Annotated in this window: 16 protein-coding genes; 12 read left to right on the plus strand and 4 right to left on the minus strand. The window is 32.9% G+C overall.

Annotated features, from left to right (window positions below):
• The first annotated feature begins 42 nt into the window (after positions 1-42).
• Complete coding sequence (locus V7S79_RS02975) at positions 43-1,281, plus strand: aminotransferase class I/II-fold pyridoxal phosphate-dependent enzyme (protein ID WP_459489064.1); 1,239 nt, start codon at positions 43-45, stop codon at positions 1,279-1,281.
• A gap of 173 nt (positions 1,282-1,454) precedes the next feature.
• Complete coding sequence (locus tag V7S79_RS02980) at positions 1,455-1,634, plus strand: histone H1 (protein WP_459489065.1); 180 nt, start codon at positions 1,455-1,457, stop codon at positions 1,632-1,634.
• Positions 1,635-1,686: 52 nt separating this feature from the next.
• Here V7S79_RS02980 and V7S79_RS02985 read toward each other — a convergent pair whose 3' ends face one another.
• Entirely contained in the window at positions 1,687-2,091 is a 405-nt protein-coding gene (locus V7S79_RS02985; RefSeq protein ID WP_459489066.1) for a MaoC family dehydratase, read from the minus strand.
• Between the two features lie 56 nt (positions 2,092-2,147).
• On the opposite strand from V7S79_RS02985, the gene V7S79_RS02990 reads away from it, so the two are divergent.
• A complete protein-coding gene (locus V7S79_RS02990) occupies positions 2,148-2,999 on the plus strand; it encodes a diacylglycerol/lipid kinase family protein (protein ID WP_459489067.1) in 852 nt (283 codons plus the stop codon).
• Between the two features lie 416 nt (positions 3,000-3,415).
• The gene (dnaA, locus tag V7S79_RS02995; RefSeq protein ID WP_459489068.1) at positions 3,416-4,837 is read left to right on the plus strand and encodes a chromosomal replication initiator protein DnaA; all 1,422 of its coding nucleotides are present in this window, start codon (positions 3,416-3,418) and stop codon (positions 4,835-4,837) included.
• Between the two features lie 51 nt (positions 4,838-4,888).
• Here dnaA and recA read toward each other — a convergent pair whose 3' ends face one another.
• Positions 4,889-5,950, minus strand: coding sequence for a recombinase RecA (gene recA / locus V7S79_RS03000; protein WP_459489069.1), 1,062 nt, complete (start codon positions 5,948-5,950; stop codon positions 4,889-4,891).
• 141 nt (positions 5,951-6,091) lie between these two features.
• Between recA and V7S79_RS03005 the strand changes: the two genes are divergently transcribed.
• Positions 6,092-6,871 carry a DUF3108 domain-containing protein gene (locus tag V7S79_RS03005; protein ID WP_459489070.1) on the plus strand — a complete coding sequence of 260 codons (780 nt, stop codon included), beginning with the start codon at positions 6,092-6,094 and terminating at the stop codon, positions 6,869-6,871.
• Here the strand turns inward: V7S79_RS03005 and V7S79_RS03010 are convergent.
• Positions 6,868-8,169: a cryptochrome/photolyase family protein gene (locus V7S79_RS03010; RefSeq protein WP_459489071.1), complete on the minus strand. Its 1,302-nt coding sequence runs from the start codon at positions 8,167-8,169 to the stop codon at positions 6,868-6,870. The genes V7S79_RS03005 and V7S79_RS03010 overlap by 4 nt on opposite strands.
• Before the next feature lie 178 nt (positions 8,170-8,347).
• On the opposite strand from V7S79_RS03010, the gene queA reads away from it, so the two are divergent.
• The 7 genes from queA to V7S79_RS03045 all read left to right on the plus strand — a co-directional run bounded on the left by queA (position 8,348) and on the right by V7S79_RS03045 (position 16,555).
• Positions 8,348-9,400 carry a tRNA preQ1(34) S-adenosylmethionine ribosyltransferase-isomerase QueA gene (gene queA, locus V7S79_RS03015; RefSeq protein WP_459489072.1) on the plus strand — a complete coding sequence of 351 codons (1,053 nt, stop codon included), beginning with the start codon at positions 8,348-8,350 and terminating at the stop codon, positions 9,398-9,400.
• A gap of 19 nt (positions 9,401-9,419) precedes the next feature.
• Positions 9,420-10,106 carry a 2-C-methyl-D-erythritol 4-phosphate cytidylyltransferase gene (locus tag V7S79_RS03020; RefSeq protein WP_459489073.1) on the plus strand — a complete coding sequence of 229 codons (687 nt, stop codon included), beginning with the start codon at positions 9,420-9,422 and terminating at the stop codon, positions 10,104-10,106.
• Positions 10,107-10,114: 8 nt separating this feature from the next.
• Positions 10,115-12,481 (plus strand): efflux RND transporter permease subunit, encoded by a 2,367-nt coding sequence (locus V7S79_RS03025; protein ID WP_459489074.1) that lies wholly within the window; start codon positions 10,115-10,117, stop codon positions 12,479-12,481.
• On the plus strand, positions 12,481-13,674 hold the full coding sequence (locus tag V7S79_RS03030) for an MFS transporter (RefSeq protein WP_459489075.1): 1,194 nt from the start codon (positions 12,481-12,483) through the stop codon (positions 13,672-13,674). Before V7S79_RS03025 ends, V7S79_RS03030 begins: the two co-directional genes overlap by 1 nt.
• Positions 13,664-13,849, plus strand: coding sequence for a hypothetical protein (locus V7S79_RS03035; RefSeq protein ID WP_459489076.1), 186 nt, complete (start codon positions 13,664-13,666; stop codon positions 13,847-13,849). The genes V7S79_RS03030 and V7S79_RS03035 overlap by 11 nt, the downstream gene beginning before the upstream one ends.
• A gap of 125 nt (positions 13,850-13,974) precedes the next feature.
• Positions 13,975-15,597 carry an NADP-dependent glyceraldehyde-3-phosphate dehydrogenase gene (locus V7S79_RS03040; RefSeq protein ID WP_459489077.1) on the plus strand — a complete coding sequence of 541 codons (1,623 nt, stop codon included), beginning with the start codon at positions 13,975-13,977 and terminating at the stop codon, positions 15,595-15,597.
• Between the two features lie 142 nt (positions 15,598-15,739).
• A complete protein-coding gene (locus tag V7S79_RS03045) occupies positions 15,740-16,555 on the plus strand; it encodes a M48 family metallopeptidase (protein ID WP_459489078.1) in 816 nt (271 codons plus the stop codon).
• Between the two features lie 88 nt (positions 16,556-16,643).
• Here the strand turns inward: V7S79_RS03045 and V7S79_RS03050 are convergent, their stop codons facing one another.
• Positions 16,644-18,260: an ABC-F family ATP-binding cassette domain-containing protein gene (locus V7S79_RS03050; protein WP_459489079.1), complete on the minus strand. Its 1,617-nt coding sequence runs from the start codon at positions 18,258-18,260 to the stop codon at positions 16,644-16,646.
• Positions 18,261-18,324 lie beyond the last annotated feature (64 nt).

Genomic DNA, 18,324 nt, shown 5'->3' on the forward strand with positions numbered 1-18,324 from the left:
TGTAATTATTTTAAGATTTTTCATTTAAAACAAATCATTGCAGTGGATATTTTCGAGAAAGTAGTTAAAAACATGGGGCCTATTGGTGCACATGCTCATTACTCACATCATTATTTTTCATTTCCTAAATTGACTGGAGAATTAGGTCCAAGAATGACATTCATGGGAAAAGAAATGTTGAACTGGTCTCTAAATAATTATTTAGGACTAGCGAATCACCCGGAGGTTAGAAAAGCTGACGCTGATGCAACTGCCAAATATGGCTTAGCATATCCAATGGGAGCAAGAATGATGTCTGGAAATACCAACGAACATGAGGAGTTTGAAAGACAGTTAGCTGAATTTGTAGGAAAGGAAGATGCCTTTTTATTAAACTATGGTTACCAAGGTGTAATGTCAATTATTGAATGTATGGTTGACCATAGAGATATCATTGTATATGATGCGGAATCACATGCATGTTTAATTGATGGAATTCGATTACATAAAGCCAAAATGGGTGATTACTACAAGTTTAATCACAATGATATGGATTCATTGAGAAAGAATCTAGAAAGAGCTACTAACAGAACAAAAGAAACTGGAGGAGGAATCCTTGTAATCACAGAGGGTGTATTTGGAATGTCTGGAAAGGTAGGATCTTTGGATAAGATTGTAGAAATGAAAAAAGATTTCGATTTCAGACTATTGGTTGATGATGCTCATGGATTTGGAACAATGGGTGCTAACGGAAGAGGTGTTGGTGAGCATTTAAATTGTACAGAGGGAATTGACTTATATTTTTCAACTTTTGCTAAATCCATGGCTGCTATTGGTGCATTTGTTGCAGCACCAAAAGATATTATCATGTATTTGAAATATAATATGCGTTCTCAAACTTATGCTAAGGCACTTCCTATGCCATTTGTAATAGGTGGAATGAAGCGATTGGAATTAATCAAAAAGCATCCTGAATTAAGAGAAAAATTATGGGAAAATGTAAAGGCACTTCAAAAGGGTTTAATAGAAAAAGGATTTGACATTGGAGAAACAACATCTCCAGTTACTCCAGTATTTTTACATGGAGATTATGACATTGCTGCTGTAACTACATTGGTTAGGGACTTACGTGAAAATATGGGAATTTTCTGTAGTATTGTCGTTTATCCTGTTGTGCCTAAAGGTCAAATTATGTTGAGAATCATTCCGACCTCTTCACATACAATAGAAGATATCAATTACACGACTGAATGTTTTGCAGAAGTTCAAAAAAGATTAAAAGCAGGATATTATAAGCAATAATTGTTCGTTTTAGGGGGATTTTAGTTTTTTTTTCACTTTTTTAACATTTTTTTATCTTTTTTGTACTAAATAATTTGCGAGCGTAAAGTTTTTTACTAAATTTCGCTTTATAAACGCTTCAAACAGCGAAAAAGACAATCTAATTTTTTTAAAACCTAAAAATTCAAATTATTATGAGCAGATTTGCAGAAGTAAAAGACCTAATTATGTCATTGGAATCAGATTTCGAAAAATTCTATGATAAAGGTAACCAAGCAGCAGGTACACGTGTAAGAGGTGGCTTACAGCAATTAAAAACTTTGGCACAAGAAATTCGTACTGAAGTACAAAACAAGAAAAATGCATCAAAATAGTATTATACTATTTTATACATAAAAAAGCCCGAAAATTTCGGGCTTTTTTAGTTTAGAACAGTACCGTATTCATTACCGAAGCAAGCCCATCTACCATTAATTTTCCTCTTTCTAATTCAAAAACTTGCGTTTTAATCTCAGCTGTATGTTTGCTTTCATTGATCGATTCAATTTCAAAAACGGCGTTATAGTTTTGCCCAACATATAACGGACGTTTAAACTCTGAAATTTGCTTTAAATAAACGCTTCCTTTTCCTGGAAAATCCATACCCATTACTTTTGAAAAAACACTTGATACCAAGGCTCCATGTATAATTGGTCGTTTAAACGGTGTAGAAGCAGCAAATTCTTCATCCCAATGCAACGGATTAAAATCCCCAGAAATCTTACAAAAATCATTTACTTGATTTTGAGTAAATGAAAATTCAAGAGTAAACTTATCCCCTATTTTTAACATATAATTTATTTAATTAAAATATTGAACCTAAATTTACCACAAAATTCAATATTTAAATGATTCATATTATTTTCAATCCTAATTCTGGTAGCGAAAGCTCTTCCAACAAAGATAAAATAATACATGAATTAAAATCAATACCAAATTCAGTACTACATTTTACGGAATACATCAACCATGCTAAGCAATTAACCTGCGAAGCAATTGAGCAAAATGCTGAAAAAATAATTGTCATTGGTGGCGATGGAACAATCAATGAAGTAGCGTCCCAACTTGTCAACCAAGAAATTCCATTAGGCATCATTCCTTTAGGGTCTGGAAATGGTTTAGCGAGACATTTAAAAATACCCATTAACTTCAATAAGGCATTAGAAAAATGCTTGTTGGGCACAGTTGTTGAAATAGATGTAGTTCATTTTAATGATAGGCCATTTTTTTGTACGGCTGGAATTGGATTTGATGCTGTTGTTGCACACCAATTTGCAAAAGGAAAAAAAAGAGGACTCATCAATTATATCAAATCAACATTTCAATCAGTTATCAAATATCAATCTATTCAAATCAATGATTTGTCAGAAAATAATCATGAATTATTCTCTCTAACTTTCGCAAACGCAAATCAATTTGGAAATAATGCATTTATTAGCCCATATTCTGATATTCAAGATGGGTTATTTGAGGTAATACAAATAAAACCATTGAATTTTCTTCAAATAGGCGAACTTGGAATCAGACTATTTTTAAAAAATATACCTGAACACAGTAAAGTAAAGATTGATTGTCAAAATGAATATTATTTTAAGACAAAAATTGGTACACTTATGCACTTGGATGGTGAAAATCTATTTATAGAACAGGAGGAAAACAAAATTAAAATTTCACCAAAATCTTTAAAAGTAATTATTTAGAGAGCCTCATTCTAATAATTCAAAATACTAAATCAACAATCTGATTATCAATGGCTTAAAAATAAATTAGAAAAATAAGACTATAAATTAGAAGAAAATTATCAAAAAAAAATTAAAAAAATATTCAAAAAAAATCTATTACTATTTTAAGTCAATCAACCTTTAAACACTGATAAAATTGAACAATTTTTAGTTCCAAATTTTTGTTCATTTTTTTTGCAAAAAAAAGTTAAAAAATATTGAATTTTAAATTTGCAAGGACATCGAATTTTACTATTTTTGTCTCCCCACTAAAGAAAAAAATTTCTAATTTCTTTCAAACAAAGGCTTATAGAATTTTTAATAATTAAAGCAATCTAGCAAATTAGTTTTTTGCAAGAATGTCGGTATTTTTTTGTTTTTTTTTAACTATTTTAATGCAAACTGAAGTAAAAGAATTGTGGAACAAATGTCTGATAATCATCAAAAATGATTTGTCAGATCAAAGTTACACAACTTGGTTTGCACCCATCGTTCCTCTTAAATTCCAGAATGATACTTTAACGATTCAGGTACCTTCTCAATTTTTTTATGAGTGGTTAGAAGAGAACTATGTATCTGTTTTAAGAAAAGCTATTGATTTTGCTATAGGAAGACATGGAAAATTAGAATATTCCATTGTTGTTGATAAAGGTGACCGTAAAAACCCTCCTTTGACATTTAATTTACCTACAGTAAATCAGCAAAACCATAAAAAAGAATATAACCAAGACAATACTCCTGCAAAAAGTCCGTTTCAAATCAAAGATTTAGATTCACTTGAATTAGATTCCTATTTAATTCCAAAATATACGTTTGACAAATTCATTGAAGGAGATTGTAATCGTTTAGGAAGGGCAGCAGGATTAGCTGTAGCTAACAAACCCGGATTAACCGCTTTCAATCCATTAATGATATATGGAGGTGTTGGTTTAGGTAAAACGCACTTAATTCAAGCTATTGGTAATCAAATCAAAGATCAGTATCCAGAGAAATTCATTTTATACGTTTCAACGGAAAAATTCACTAATCAATTTGTGAATGCAATCAGAAACAATTCCATTGAAGCATTTACCAATTTTTATTTACAAGTTGATGTTTTGATTATTGATGATGTACAGTTTTTATCAGGAAAAGAAAAAACACAAGAAACATTTTTCAATATTTTCAATCATTTACATCAATCTGGTAAACAAATCATTCTTTCCTCAGATAGAGCTCCTAGAGATTTAGTTGGTATGGAAGATCGATTATTGAGTCGATTTAAATGGGGCTTAACTGCCGATTTACAACAGCCCGACTTTGAAACGAGAATTGCTATTATTCAAAAGAAATTACAGGATGATGGAATTCAAATAGACATAAACGTTTTGGAATATTTGGCTCATTCTATTCAAACAAATGTAAGAGAGCTGGAAGGTGTTATTATTTCTTTGATGGCACAAGCTTCATTGACAAGAAAAGAAATTGATATAGAGTTAGCAAAATCCACCTTAAAAAGTATTGTAAACGATCAAGAAAAAGAATTAAGTGTTGAAAATATTTTAGATGCCGTTACAAATCATTTTGATGTGCATTTAGACACATTAAAAGGCAAATGCAGAAAAAAGGAAAATGTATTTCCGCGGCAAGTTGCCATGTTTATGTTGAAAGAGCTGACCAATTTACCACTTAAATCGATTGGTTATCACTTTGGAGGAAGAGATCATAGTACGGTAATTCATGCAGTACAATCTATTTCAGAAGCCATGGAATCAGATAAATCTGTAGAAAAAACAGTCAAAAAACTATTCAACAAATTCAATATTGCTACTCATTAAAAAAGCTTCTAAAATTTAGAAGCTTTTTTAATGAAACAATCAGAAGGAAAATTATTCTTCTGATCCACCTTCCTTATCCAATAGAACAGAATCATCACCTTTAATCTTTTCTTTGATTTTAGCTTCTAATTCTTCCATCAACTCTGGATTATCTTTAATTAAATCCTTTACAGCATCTCTTCCTTGTCCCAAACGGTTTCCGCTATAGGAGAACCAAGAACCTGATTTATCAATTACTCCTAAGTCAACTCCTAAATCAAGAATTTCACCTGCTTTAGAAATTCCTTCCCCATACATGATATCAAATTCAACCACTTTAAACGGAGGTGCTAATTTATTTTTAACTACTTTAACACGAGTTCTATTTCCTGTAATCGAGTCTGCACTTTCTTTTATTTGACCTGCACGTCTAATATCTAAACGAACAGAAGCATAAAACTTTAATGCATTACCACCAGTTGTTGTTTCTGGACTACCAAACATCACTCCAATTTTATCTCTTAATTGATTGATAAAAATACAGCAACATCCCGTCTTATTGATGGTACCTGTCAATTTACGTAATGCTTGAGACATTAAACGAGCTTGTAAACCCATTTTAGAATCGCCCATTTCTCCTTCAATTTCAGCCTTAGGAACTAATGCTGCCACGGAATCAATTACAATGATATCAATAGCACCTGAACTGATTAAATGTTCGGCAATTTCTAAAGCTTGTTCTCCATTATCAGGTTGGGAAATCAATAAATTTTTGGTATCAATTCCTAATTTCTCTGCATAGGTTTTATCAAAAGCATGTTCCGCATCTATAAATGCAGCTAAGCCACCTGCTTTTTGAGCTTCAGCAATACAATGCATTGTTAATGTTGTTTTACCAGATGATTCAGGACCATAAATTTCTACTACCCTACCTCTTGGAACTCCACCAATACCCAACGCTAAATCCAAACCTAATGATCCCGTAGAAATAACAGGCACATCCATCACTTTACTATCCGACAAACGCATTACAGTACCTTTACCGTATGCTTTATCTAATTTTTCTAAGGTTGTTTGTAACGCTTTTAATTTTTCAGAAGCAAATCCCTGCTCTTCACCTGATTGTTTCGCCATAATTTTATATTAATAATAGTATTGCTTTTTTAAGCCTAACAAAAATAAGGAATTGAACGTAATATTTTAACAAATAAATTGATAATCTAGCAACTAAATAATTAATTTAGAAGACGATATTTCAAATAATCCCTAAGTCTTTTGAAAAAGCCCTTTTTGCTCATTATCATTTTATTGATTTTTTCAAGTATCCATCCAATTAATGGGCAGCAAAGTAATGCTCTTCGCGCTGGGGAGTTCTTAAAATATAGAATACATTTAGGTTTTATCAATGCTGCTGAAGCCACCATCAAAACGAGTTATAGCCAAGTTCAAGTAAATCAGATTCCAAGTAGAAAAGTTGAAATAGAAGGTAAAACCGTTGGTATTTTAAACATGATTAGTCCTTTATTGGACTATTGGTCTGCTAATTTGGATGTAAAAACATTACTTCCTATCAAAACAGAATTAAAAAAGAGAGAAGGAAGATATAAAAAAGAGGAAAGTGTCTATTTTGATCAAGACAGTAATACTGCCAAGATTTATTCTAAGCAAAATGAACCTAAAGATAAAACCATAAGTATTCCAGCAAACACCGTTGACTTAATTGGAGGGTACTATTATTTAAGGAATAAAGATTTAAGTGAATTAAAAATTGGTCAAAAATTAAGTGCCAAAATATTAGTAGAAGGAGTCATTTATGAGGTATGGTTTATTGTCAAAGAATTCGAAACAATCGAAACCAAATTTGGTAATAAAAAATGTATTCGAACATCACTGGTTTTACCGAAGAATAATCTATTTGAAGATAAAGATGCCATTAGACTGTGGATAAGTCAAGATGAATTTCAAATACCTATCAAAATGGAAGTTAGTTTGAAATTAGGATTTTTAGGAATAGATTTAGAAGAATACAAAATCTTGGGAAGAAATATTTATTAATCCTTACTCAAAGCTTTCTTATATACTTCCAATACCCTCTTTCGAGCAAAATCATGATCAACAATTGGACTTGGGTAATTAAACTCTTGAAATTCAGGTACCCATTTTTTTATATAAAGTAAATCTTTGTCAAATTTCTGCGTTTGAAGATAAGGATTAAAAACACGGAAATAAGGTGCGGCGTCACAACCTGAACCTGAAGCCCATTGCCATCCACCATTATTGGCTGAAAAATCAAAATCCAATAATTTTTCAGCAAAATAAGCTTCGCCCCATCTCCAATCTATCAACAGATGTTTGACCAAAAAGCTTGCAACAATCATGCGAACGCGATTATGCATAAAACCCGTTGCATTTAATTCACGCATTCCTGCATCTACAATGGGATAACCCGTTTGTCCATTTTTCCACGCTTCAAATTCCTTCTCATTATTTCGCCATTGAATAAAATCATATTCCTTTCGAAATGATTTTCCCTCACTGATGTGTGGAAAATGGAATAAAATATTAAAATAAAAATCTCGCCAAATCAATTCATTTAGCCAAGTTTCTGATTTCCCTAAAGCCTTTAACACTAAAGTCCGAATGGAGATTGTGCCAAAACGCAAATGAACCGATAAATGTGAAGTTCCTGGTATGGCTGGGAAATCACGTAAATTCTGATAATTGAAGATCAAATCATCCTTGACTTCTGTTTCTGGAAAGGTAATTGTTGACTCTTTAAAACCTATTTCATTTAACTTCGGAATTTTAGACTCTATTTTAAAATAATTTGTTAAATCTTCAGATCTAAGTAAATTAATCGGACAACTTTGTAATTTCTCTTTCCATTTTCTTGAATAGGGAGTAAAAACGGTATAGGGTGTATTTTGACCAGATAAGACCTCATCTTTTTCAAATACTACCTGATCTTTAAAATGTAAAAATTCAATGTGTTTGTTATTTGCCCAATTAGCTACTTTAGCATCTCTCTCTTGAGCATATTTTTCATAGTCATGGTTGGTGTAAATCGTATCAATTTCATATTGATTTGACAAATTTTCAAAAACACTTAATGGTTCTCCGTAGAAAACTTGTATTCCTCCAGATCTCTTAGCTAATTTTTCAGAAAGATTTAGTAATGATTGATGAATAAAATGTACACGCGAATCACTTTTGTTTGTTAATTTATCTAAGATCAATGGATCAAAAATAAAAATAGGTAAAACAGGATTATCACCACTCAAAGCATGAAATAATCCAACATTATCCTCCAATCTTAAATCGCGACGAAACCAGAAAATTGATACTTTATTCATTCAATTTTAATAATAATTTACAAGTTAACTTAAAAGAATTATAATTGTTTCAAATAACACTTGACAAGCCCCCCTTGAAAAGTGTATATTTGTAGATTATAAAAATGAAAGAATTTTTTAATTTAATTAAAGGGTTAATATAATTTTGTTTTAACCTGAAATTTCAAACCCCAACCGAATGAAATTATCTGAATTCAGATTTGATTTACCTCAAAGTTTAATTGCACTCAATCCAACAGAAAATCGTGAAGATGCACGAATGATGGTGGTTAATCGTAAAGATAAAACCATTGAACATAAAAAATTCACGGATATTGTCGATTATTTTGGAGAAGGAGATGTTTTAGTAACCAATAACACCAAAGTATTCCCAGCAAGACTTTACGGAAATAAAGAAAAAACAGGTGCTCAAATTGAAGTTTTCTTATTGAGAGAATTAAATAGAGAGCATCGTTTATGGGACGTTTTGGTTGATCCTGCTAGAAAAATCCGTGTTGGCAATAAATTGTATTTTGGAGAGTCTGATCTAGTTGCTGAGGTGATTGATAACACCACTTCAAGAGGTAGAACAATTCGTTTTTTATATGATGGAGATCATGATGCATTAATGAATGCCATTCATGAATTGGGTGAAACTCCACTTCCAGACGAAATTCGATTCAAAAGAAAAGCTACAGAAGAAGATAGAGATCGTTTTCAAACGATTTATGCGGAACATGTTGGTGCAGTTGCTGCTCCTACGGCAGGTTTACACTTCTCTAAAATCATTATGAAACGTTTAGAGTTAAATGGAGCACAATTTACTCCTATCACTCTTCACGTTGGCTTAGGTACATTTAGACAAGTGGATGTAGAGGATTTGACAAAGCATAAAACTGATTCAGAGCATTTCATCATTGATAATTCAACTTGCGATTATGTCAATCAAGCCATTGACAATAAAAAACATGTTTTAGCCATTGGTACTACGGTAATGAAAGCCTTGGAATCATCAGTTTCAGCGAGTGGTCATTTAAAACCAATCAATAGTTGGACCGACAAATTCATTTTCCCTCCTTACGAATTTAAAATCCCAACGGCTCTATTAACCAATTTCCATTTACCAGAGTCGATTTTGTTAATGATGACTTCTGCTTTTGGAGGACATGAATTAATTCAAGAGGCGTATAAGCAAGCAATCAAAGAAAAATATCGTTTCTTTAGTTATGGAGACGTAATGTTGATCATCTAAATTTAATAAAAGGTTTGTTTTGAAGAAATATGCGATAATTGTAGCGGGTGGTACCGGTCAAAGAATGAATAGCACCATTCCCAAGCAATTTTTGACGCTTCAAGGCAAACCTATTTTATTTTATACCTTACAAAAATTCATCAAAGCGATTCCTGATATTCAATTGATTTTGGTTTTACCCAAAGATCAAATTGAAACATGGAAAACCATTTGTTCTAATCACTCAAATTTTGATGGACAAATACCGCATACCATTGTAGAAGGCGGTACAACTAGATTTCATTCTAGTAAAAATGGAATTGATTCTATATTTGAAAATGATGAAAGTATTGTCGGAATACATGATGGAGTGAGGCCATTTGTTTCGGAAAAAGCGATACAAAATGCTTACCAAAAGTCAGAAATTGATTCTAATGCAGTTCTTGCTGTATCTTCCAAAGATTCGATTCGAAAATGGAACTCAACAAGTAATTCATTTGAAGCAGTAGATCGAAATGAGATCAAAATCATACAAACACCGCAAGTATTTCGTTTGAGTAGTTTGAAAAAAGCATTTAATCAAGAATTTTCGGACTTGTTTACTGATGATGCTAGTGTGGTAGAAAAGACGGGAGAAAAGATCAATTTAATTGAAGGAAATTACGAAAATATCAAAATCACAACGCCTGAGGATTTACTTTTCGCAGAAAGTCTTTTGAGAAATTAACATGAATTATGAATAATTTTTGGAATTGGATTAGCCAAAGTATTTTAAAATATAAAGTCGCTATTTTGATAATTGTTTTAACAATTTCAATTGGCTTAGGATTTATTGCAAGCAAAATTCAGTTGAGTTATGAATTAGCCAAAATTTTACCAAAAACAGACGAACGTTTTCAATTATACGAATCGTTCAAAAAGAAATACGGTGAGGATGGCAGTATCATGGTTATCGGTTTAGACAATCCTCAGTTATTCAGTCCAAAAGAATTTGATGCTTGGAGAAATTTAAGCGAAGCGATCAAAGCCAAAGAAGGAATAAAAAATACCATTTCTGTCAATAATATCCCCGATATTTATCTCGATACATTAGAGAAAAAGTTTAAATCAAGACCTCTCTTTCAAAAAGAAAAAAAATCCACACAAGAAAACCTTGATTCTTTAAAAATCAAATTAGGTCGATTACCTGTGTATTCAGGACTATTGTACACGTCTGATTTAAAGGTACATTTGATGCTAATTTCCTTGGATCAAAAAACCATTAACAATAAAAATAGAATCAAGTTAGTTCGTGAAATAAAGCAGTTGGGAGATCAATATGCCCTAAAAACAGGCCATGAAGTTCATTATTCAGGAATGCCTTTTATTCGAACTGAACTGACAGCGCAAGTAACCAATGAATTATTTATTTTCCTTGGATTAGCCATTTTAGTCACATCATTGATTCTACTTTACTTCTTCAGATCTTTCAAGGTGGTTTTTTTCGCATTAATCATCATTATTATTGGGATTATTGCCTCATTGGCAACAATCGTATTATTTGGCTTCAAAATCACCTTGTTATCTGGATTAATTCCTCCTCTGATTGTTGTCATAGGAGTTCCCAATGTCATCTTTCTTTTGAACAAATACCATGAAACTTATATAGCTTCAGGAGATAAGGAATTTTCATTAAGAGAAAGTGCATCCAAAGTAGGTAGAACTCTGTTTTTGGCTAATTTAACGACATCCATCGGCTTTGGCGTATTCGCTTTTACTGGATCTGCTTTATTGGTTGAATTTGGGGTTGTTGCATCTTTGAATGTAATGCTCACATTTTTGGTTTCACTTCTTCTGATTCCTATCTTTTTTAGTTATTTAAATCCTCCGCAACAAAAGGATTTAGCACATTTTGAATCAAAGCGTGTCAACAAAATTTTGACCAAAATTGAAATTTGGGTATTTGCTCATCGAAAAGCTATCTACTCATTCGTGTTATTGCTTTTGGTCATTTCCATTTACGGTATAAGCCGAATTAAAGCCATTGGATTTATTGTAGATGATTTACCTCAGGAAAATGCCATTTATAAAGATCTAAAATTTATAGAAAAACACTTTCATGGAGTAATGCCCTTTGAAATTTCAGTTGATGCCTATCAGAAAGGAAAAGCATTAAGTCCTGAAATTTTATCAAAAATCAAACGAACTGAAAAACTAATTGAGAATTACCCAGAGTTTACCACAGGGCTTTCCTTGTTAACGGCAACAAAGTATTTGTATCAAGTTTATCGTGGTGGTGATCCCAAATATTTCAAGCTTCCTGGAATAGATGAATTAGGTAAACTAAAGGATTTTCAAAGTAGTTTAAACGGGAAAAATAATTTATTTGCTGGATTTATAGATGCAGATAAAAGATTTACTAGAATTAGTTTTCAGATGCAAGATGCTGGAACAGTTCGAACGAGACAACTATTTGATGAAATTCAACCTAAAATTGATTCCATTTTCAGAACAGATCCTGAAACGGGTGAGGTTTTGAAAGCTGGTGCACCAGGGACATATAAAGCAGAAGTGACAGGCAATTCTGTTATTTATGCCTTTCAAACGGAGTATTTACAAACCAATTTAATTGAAAGCACCATTACCGCCATCGGACTAATTTGTATTTTAATGGCTCTATTATTTAGAAGTTGGAAAATGGTTTTAATTTCAACACTTCCGAGTTTAATTCCCTTAATCATTACAGCAGGATTAATGGGCTATTTCAACATTGCCTTAAAACCGAGTACCATTTTAATTTTTTCAATCGCCTTTGGTATTTCCAGTGATGGTACCATTTATTTCCTTACTAGGTACAAAGAAGAATGGTTAAAAAATGATTTTAACATTCAAAAAGCTGTTCAAATTACCATTCAAAAAACAGGGGTATCCATGTTTTACACAGCATTAATCTTATTTTTTGGATTCTTTATTTTCACCGCCTCGACTTTTAAAGGGACACAAGCATTGGGCGTATTAGTATCCGTAACTTTGTTAATGGCCATGATTTGTAATTTAATTTTATTACCTGCTTTTTTAATGGCATTGAATAAAAAGGAAGCAAAACAAATCTTAGAAGACTAATGAATATGGATGATGAAAAATCGGAATCAATATATACCATATCATTTTGGTTATTGTGTTTAAGCAATTTCTTATTCTCAGCTAGCTTCTCCATGATTATTCCTGAGCTACCAGATTATTTGGCTAGTTTAGGTGGTAAAGAATACATCGGATACACGATTGCTTTGTTTACTCTGACGGCAGGATTAAGTAGACCATTTTCAGGCAAATTAACAGATCACATTGGTCGAGTGCCCATTATGGCATTTGGTTCGATCGTTTGTTTCATTATTGGAGGCTTATATCCATTGATTCACACAGTTCAAGGTTTTTTATTTCTGAGATTAATTCATGGTATGTCTACAGGTACAAAACCTACAGCCACTGCAGCTTATGTAGCAGATATCATACCAGAAAATAGAAGAGGCGAAGCTCAAGGAAGTTTAGGAATCTTTACTGCTACGGGTATGTCGATTGGGCCAGCTATAGGTAGTTTTTTAGCGGCAAAGTTTGGATTGGATATGATGTTTTGGATATCCTCACTTTTTGCATTAGCCTCTATTGCAATTTTAATGAGATTAAAGGAAACGCTTCCCAAATCGATGAAGAGCAAATTTTCACTTAAGCTCTTTAAAATTGGTTGGTCTGATGTATTTGAACCCAAAGTGCTACCTGTTTTTTGGATCATGTTATTAATTTCTTTTGCTTCAGGAGTGGTAGTAACACTTTTACCAGATACCTCTAAAAATATTGGTTGGACCAACAAAGGCCTATATTTCACTATTTACACTATTGCTTCCATCGGAGTTAGATTTTTCTTTTCCAAATTATCTGATAACATTGGTAGAATTCCAGTAATTCAATATTCCAGCTTATTGCTTGCTATTTCCATGTTTATTTTGGTTTTACAACCGAATACATATACGCTTGTCATATCTGCTATTCTATTTGGTATAGCTTGGGGATTCAACACTCCTACCCTTGCAGCGTGGACCAATGATTTAGGACACTCAAACCACATGGGAAGAGCAATGGCTACAATGTACATCGCTTTAGAAATGGGAATTGGCTTAGGTGCTTATATTGCGGGATTTATTTATCAAGGTAAATCAAGCAATATTCCTGTACCTTTTTTCATTTCAGGAATGTTAGCTTTATTTGCATTTATTCTATTAGCAAGTAGAAGAAATAATTGGACACAAAATGGAATTTAAAGAATACTTAACAAGTAAAAAAATTGATGCCTTGTCTTTTGAACAAAACGATGAACAGCTGTTTCTTGTTTGGAAAAAAGAGTTTGAATTAATGCATGCATCAAGTTTTACTGATCAGAAAAAATTTCAAATTAATCGAATCCGAAGAAAATATCAGCTGATTAATCCGCTTTAATTGTTATTTCAAAGGCCAAATACTTGACTATATTTAATATTTCATATAAATATTTAAATATTACATTCAATTGATTCTGAGAAATATACAAATTAGAGAAATTTGCAATTCCAAAATTTAATCAGATGCAATCAAGTGAATTAGAAAAATTGTTTCCCAATGCCAATGATATTCCAAAGGAATATGATTTAATAAAACCGATCGAGCAAAAGGAATATTTAGTCAATGGAGAATTACGTCAATGGTCAGGAAAGACTCAAGATGTTTGGTCTCCCATTTATGTAAGAACAGAAAAAGGCTTGGAGCAAAAGCGAATTGGTTCCTACCCTATTACTGACGCAACCGATGCCATGGAAGTGTTGTACGCAGGTGTAAAAGCTTATTCCAACGGTAGAGGTGAATGGCCTTCTATGAGTGTTTCTCAACGCATTGAATGTGTAGAGAAATTTACTCAAAAGATGATTCAAAAAAGAGATGAAGTCGTAAAATTATTAATGTGGGAAATTGGTAAATCATTGACCGACTCGCAAAAAGAATTTGACCGTACAGTTCAATACATTTATGATACGATTGGTGCTTTAAAAGATATCGATCGTACATCTTCTACTTTTGTGATAGAGGAAGGTATTATTGGTCAAATTAGAAGATCTCCATTGGGAGTAGTACTGTGTATGGGACCATTCAATTATCCATTGAATGAAACTTTTACCACTCTAATTCCAGCATTGATCATGGGTAATACGGTATTATTCAAACCACCGAAACACGGTACCTTATTACATTACCCTTTATTAGAAGCATTCCGCGATTCATTCCCAGCTGGTGTCATCAATACATTGTATGGACGAGGAAATAACATTATTCCACAATTGATGGAATCGGGAAAAATAGACGTTTTGACTTTAATTGGTTCTTCCAAAGTGGCAGATAAATTAAAGAAAATGCACCCTAAAGTAAATAGACTAAGAGCTATTTTGGGATTGGACGCTAAAAATGCAGCAATCATTACTGAAAGTGCGCAATTAGATGTGGCTATCAATGAATGTTTATTAGGTTCATTATCTTTCAATGGGCAAAGATGTACGGCAATTAAAATCATATTTGTACATAAAAGTTTAGCCGATGCGTTCAACAAAGGATTAGCTGAAAAAATTGAAGCGCTTAAATTAGGAATGGTATGGGAATCTGGTGTACAAATCACTCCATTACCAGAACCAAACAAACCTGCCTATTTAAAAGAGTTGATTGAAGATGCCAAATTACACGGTGCTTCGGTAATCAATAAACATGGCGGAGAGAACTTTAAATCTATTTTCTTCCCTGCTTTATTATACCCTGTAAATAATAAAATGAAAGTTTGGTCGGAAGAACAATTTGGACCTGTAGTCCCAGTGGTACCTTTTGAAGATATTTCAACTCCAATTGATTATATCCATGAATCATCCCATGGACAACAAGTGGCCATTTTCGGAACCGATGTGAATCAAATTTCTGAATTAATAGACGAAACGGTGAACCAAGTTTCTAGGGTAAATATTAATGCTCAATGTCAAAGAGGCCCAGACTCCTTCCCTTTCACTGGAAGAAAAGATTCTGCCGAAGGAACTTTGAGTGTTACGGCAGCCTTGAGATCTTTCTCCATTCGTACGGTAGTAGCAACAAAAGCCAATCAATTAAATAAGGATATTGTAAATCAAATTGTTGAAAATCAACAATCTAATTTCTTATCTACGCGATTTATATTGTAAAGGTTTATTTTAGGAATGTAGAATTAAGAATGTAGAATTAAGAATGTGATTTAATTTTACATTCTTAATTCTACATTTTACATTTCGAATGCCAGCCAAAAAGCCTATTTTTGTAGCTTAATAAAACCATTCGAAATATATCATGAAATCCATCATCAGATCCATCATTCTATTAAGTATTGTCAGTGCCTGTACCACTTTGAATCCATTTACTGGACAAAAAACTTTAGGAGTAAGTAATCAAGAATTATTTCCCATGACTTTCCAAGAGTATGATAAATTCTTGACGGAAGCGAAAGTGATAAAGAATACCAAAGAAGCTAAATCAATTGATAAAGTAAGAGAAAAATTAGTGGTAGCAGCTCAATTGTGGTTAAGCAAACATGGTTATCCAGATTATTTAAAAGATTATAAATGGGAAAGTAAATTGGTTGAAGATAAAGCCGCCAATGCTTGGTGTATGCCAGGAGGAAAAATTGTGTTTTACACAGGTATTTTACCGATTTGTCAAACCGAAGCTGGAATTGCTACTGTAATGGGGCATGAAATTGCGCACGCATTAGCCAATCATGGAGGCCAAAGAATGAAAGCGAGTACTTTCCAACAATATGGAGCAATGGCCCTTGGATTAGCAACTGCCAATAAAGACACAACGACTCAAAAAACTTGGCAACAATACTATGGCATAGGAACCAATATTGGAATCATGTTGCCTTTCAGCAGAAGCCACGAATCTGAAGCAGATAAAATCGGATTAACCCTCATGTCAGTTGCTGGATACCAACCCGAAGAAGCCATATCTTTTTGGGAAAGAATGGATAAATTAAGCGATGGCAGTCAAGCACCACCAGAATTTTTAAGCACCCACCCTTCTCATGAAACAAGAATCAGTGCCATTAAAGCTTTAATTCCTCAGGCAAAAGAGGAAGCAAAGAAATTGGGAGTTGGTTTGAAGTAAGAGAGGTAAGAGGTAAGAGGTAAGAGGTAAAAGCCTCTTTTCTCTTTTCTCTTTTCTCTTTTCTCTTTTCTCTTTTCTCTTTTCCTATTTATTTCAAAGCTAATCGCTGACTTTTTACCGTTGAATCTGTAATGTATTCATCGTAAGTCATTAATTTATCTAAGTTAGATTTAGCGCCTAATTCAATAACTCTGTTCGCTACGGTATTGGTTAATTGATGATCATGGCAGGTAAATAACATGGTGCCATTAAATTCAATCATACCATTATTTAAAGCAGTAATAGATTCCAAATCCAAGTGATTGGTAGGTTCGTCAAATAATAAGACATTGGCTCCTGAAAGCATCATTCTTGAAAACATACAACGTTGTTTTTCTCCTCCTGAAATCACAGTACATTTTTTCAACGCTTCGTCACCTGAGAATAACATTCTACCTAAAAATCCACGGATGAAACTTTCGTCCTTTTCCGTAGAATATTGTCTCAACCAATCCACTAAATTCAATGAATCATCTTTGAAATAACTAGCATTGTCATTAGGTAAATAAGTTTGAGTAGTCGTAACTCCCCATTTATATTCACCAGAATTAGCTTGTCTTTCACCCATTAAAATATCAAATAATGCTGTTATCGCTAAAGAGTCTTTGGCAAGAAAAGCTACTTTGTCACCTTTATTGATGGTAAAAGATAAATTTGAAAATAGAACAACCCCTTCTTCAGTGGTAGTAGATAAATTTTCAACACTTAATAATTGATCACCTGCTTCTCTTTCTGGCTTAAAATTAATGAATGGATATTTTCTTGAAGAAGGTTTGATATCATCCACCTGTAATTTATCCAACATTTTTTGACGAGAAGTCGCTTGCTTCGACTTCGCAACGTTGGCAGAGAAACGGCGGATAAATTCTTCTAATTCTTTTCGTTTTTCATCCGTCTTTTTGCTTTGGTCTGCTCTTTGTCTAGCAGCTAATTGAGATGACTCATACCAAAAAGTATAGGTACCACCATACAATTGAATTTTACCAAAATCTAAATCTGCAATGTGCGTACACACATTATCCAAGAAATGTCTATCGTGAGAAACAACAATTACGGTATTTTTAAAATTCTGTAAATATCCTTCTAACCAAAGAATAGAATCGATATCCAAGTTATTGGTTGGCTCATCCAATAATAATATATCTGGATTTCCGAATAAGGCTTGTGCCAAAAGCACTTTTACTTTTTCGGAACCATTTAAATCCTTCAATAAGGTATAATGACTTTCTTCTTTTATTCCTAAACCACTTAATAAGGTGGCTGCTTCTGATTCTGCTTCCCAACCATTTAATTCAGCAAACTCTGCCTCCAAATCAGCTGCTTTGTTACCATCCTCTTCTGTAAAATCTTCCTTCATATAGATGGCATCCTTTTCCAACATCAAATCATATAGGCGTTTATTACCCATAATAACCGTTTGCAAGACAGGAAACTCTTCAAATTCAAAGTGATTTTGCTTCAGGATAGACATCCTTTCACCTGGATTCATAGAAACAGATCCCGTTTGAGATTCAATTTCCCCAGATAATATCTTTAAAAAAGTGGACTTCCCTGCACCGTTTGCACCAATTAAACCGTAGCAATTACCTTCAGTAAATTTGATATTTACTTCTTCGAATAAAACCCTTTTCCCAAAGCGTAAGGAAACATTTGAAACCTGCAACATATTTGTCTATGATAAATGAAGGTGCAAAATTACTCATTTTGAAGCTAGAAAAAAATCATAAATT

The sequence above is a fragment of the Aquirufa sp. ROCK-SH2 genome (assembly GCF_054558315.1).

Excerpts from the sequence above, each read along its gene's own strand:
- V7S79_RS02980 (WP_459489065.1), top strand. The coding sequence starts at position 1,455 with ATGAGCAGATTTGCAGAAGTAAAAGACCTAATTATGTCATTGGAATCA.
- V7S79_RS02985 (WP_459489066.1), bottom strand. The coding sequence starts at position 2,091 with ATGTTAAAAATAGGGGATAAGTTTACTCTTGAATTTTCATTTACTCAA.
- V7S79_RS02990 (WP_459489067.1), top strand. The coding sequence starts at position 2,148 with ATGATTCATATTATTTTCAATCCTAATTCTGGTAGCGAAAGCTCTTCC.
- dnaA (WP_459489068.1), top strand. The coding sequence starts at position 3,416 with ATGCAAACTGAAGTAAAAGAATTGTGGAACAAATGTCTGATAATCATC.
- recA (WP_459489069.1), bottom strand. The coding sequence starts at position 5,950 with ATGGCGAAACAATCAGGTGAAGAGCAGGGATTTGCTTCTGAAAAATTA.
- V7S79_RS03010 (WP_459489071.1), bottom strand. The coding sequence starts at position 8,169 with ATGAATAAAGTATCAATTTTCTGGTTTCGTCGCGATTTAAGATTGGAG.
- queA (WP_459489072.1), top strand. The coding sequence starts at position 8,348 with ATGAAATTATCTGAATTCAGATTTGATTTACCTCAAAGTTTAATTGCA.
- V7S79_RS03025 (WP_459489074.1), top strand. The coding sequence starts at position 10,115 with ATGAATAATTTTTGGAATTGGATTAGCCAAAGTATTTTAAAATATAAA.
- V7S79_RS03030 (WP_459489075.1), top strand. The coding sequence starts at position 12,481 with ATGAATATGGATGATGAAAAATCGGAATCAATATATACCATATCATTT.
- V7S79_RS03035 (WP_459489076.1), top strand. The coding sequence starts at position 13,664 with ATGGAATTTAAAGAATACTTAACAAGTAAAAAAATTGATGCCTTGTCT.
- V7S79_RS03040 (WP_459489077.1), top strand. The coding sequence starts at position 13,975 with ATGCAATCAAGTGAATTAGAAAAATTGTTTCCCAATGCCAATGATATT.
- V7S79_RS03045 (WP_459489078.1), top strand. The coding sequence starts at position 15,740 with ATGAAATCCATCATCAGATCCATCATTCTATTAAGTATTGTCAGTGCC.
- V7S79_RS03050 (WP_459489079.1), bottom strand. The coding sequence starts at position 18,260 with ATGTTGCAGGTTTCAAATGTTTCCTTACGCTTTGGGAAAAGGGTTTTA.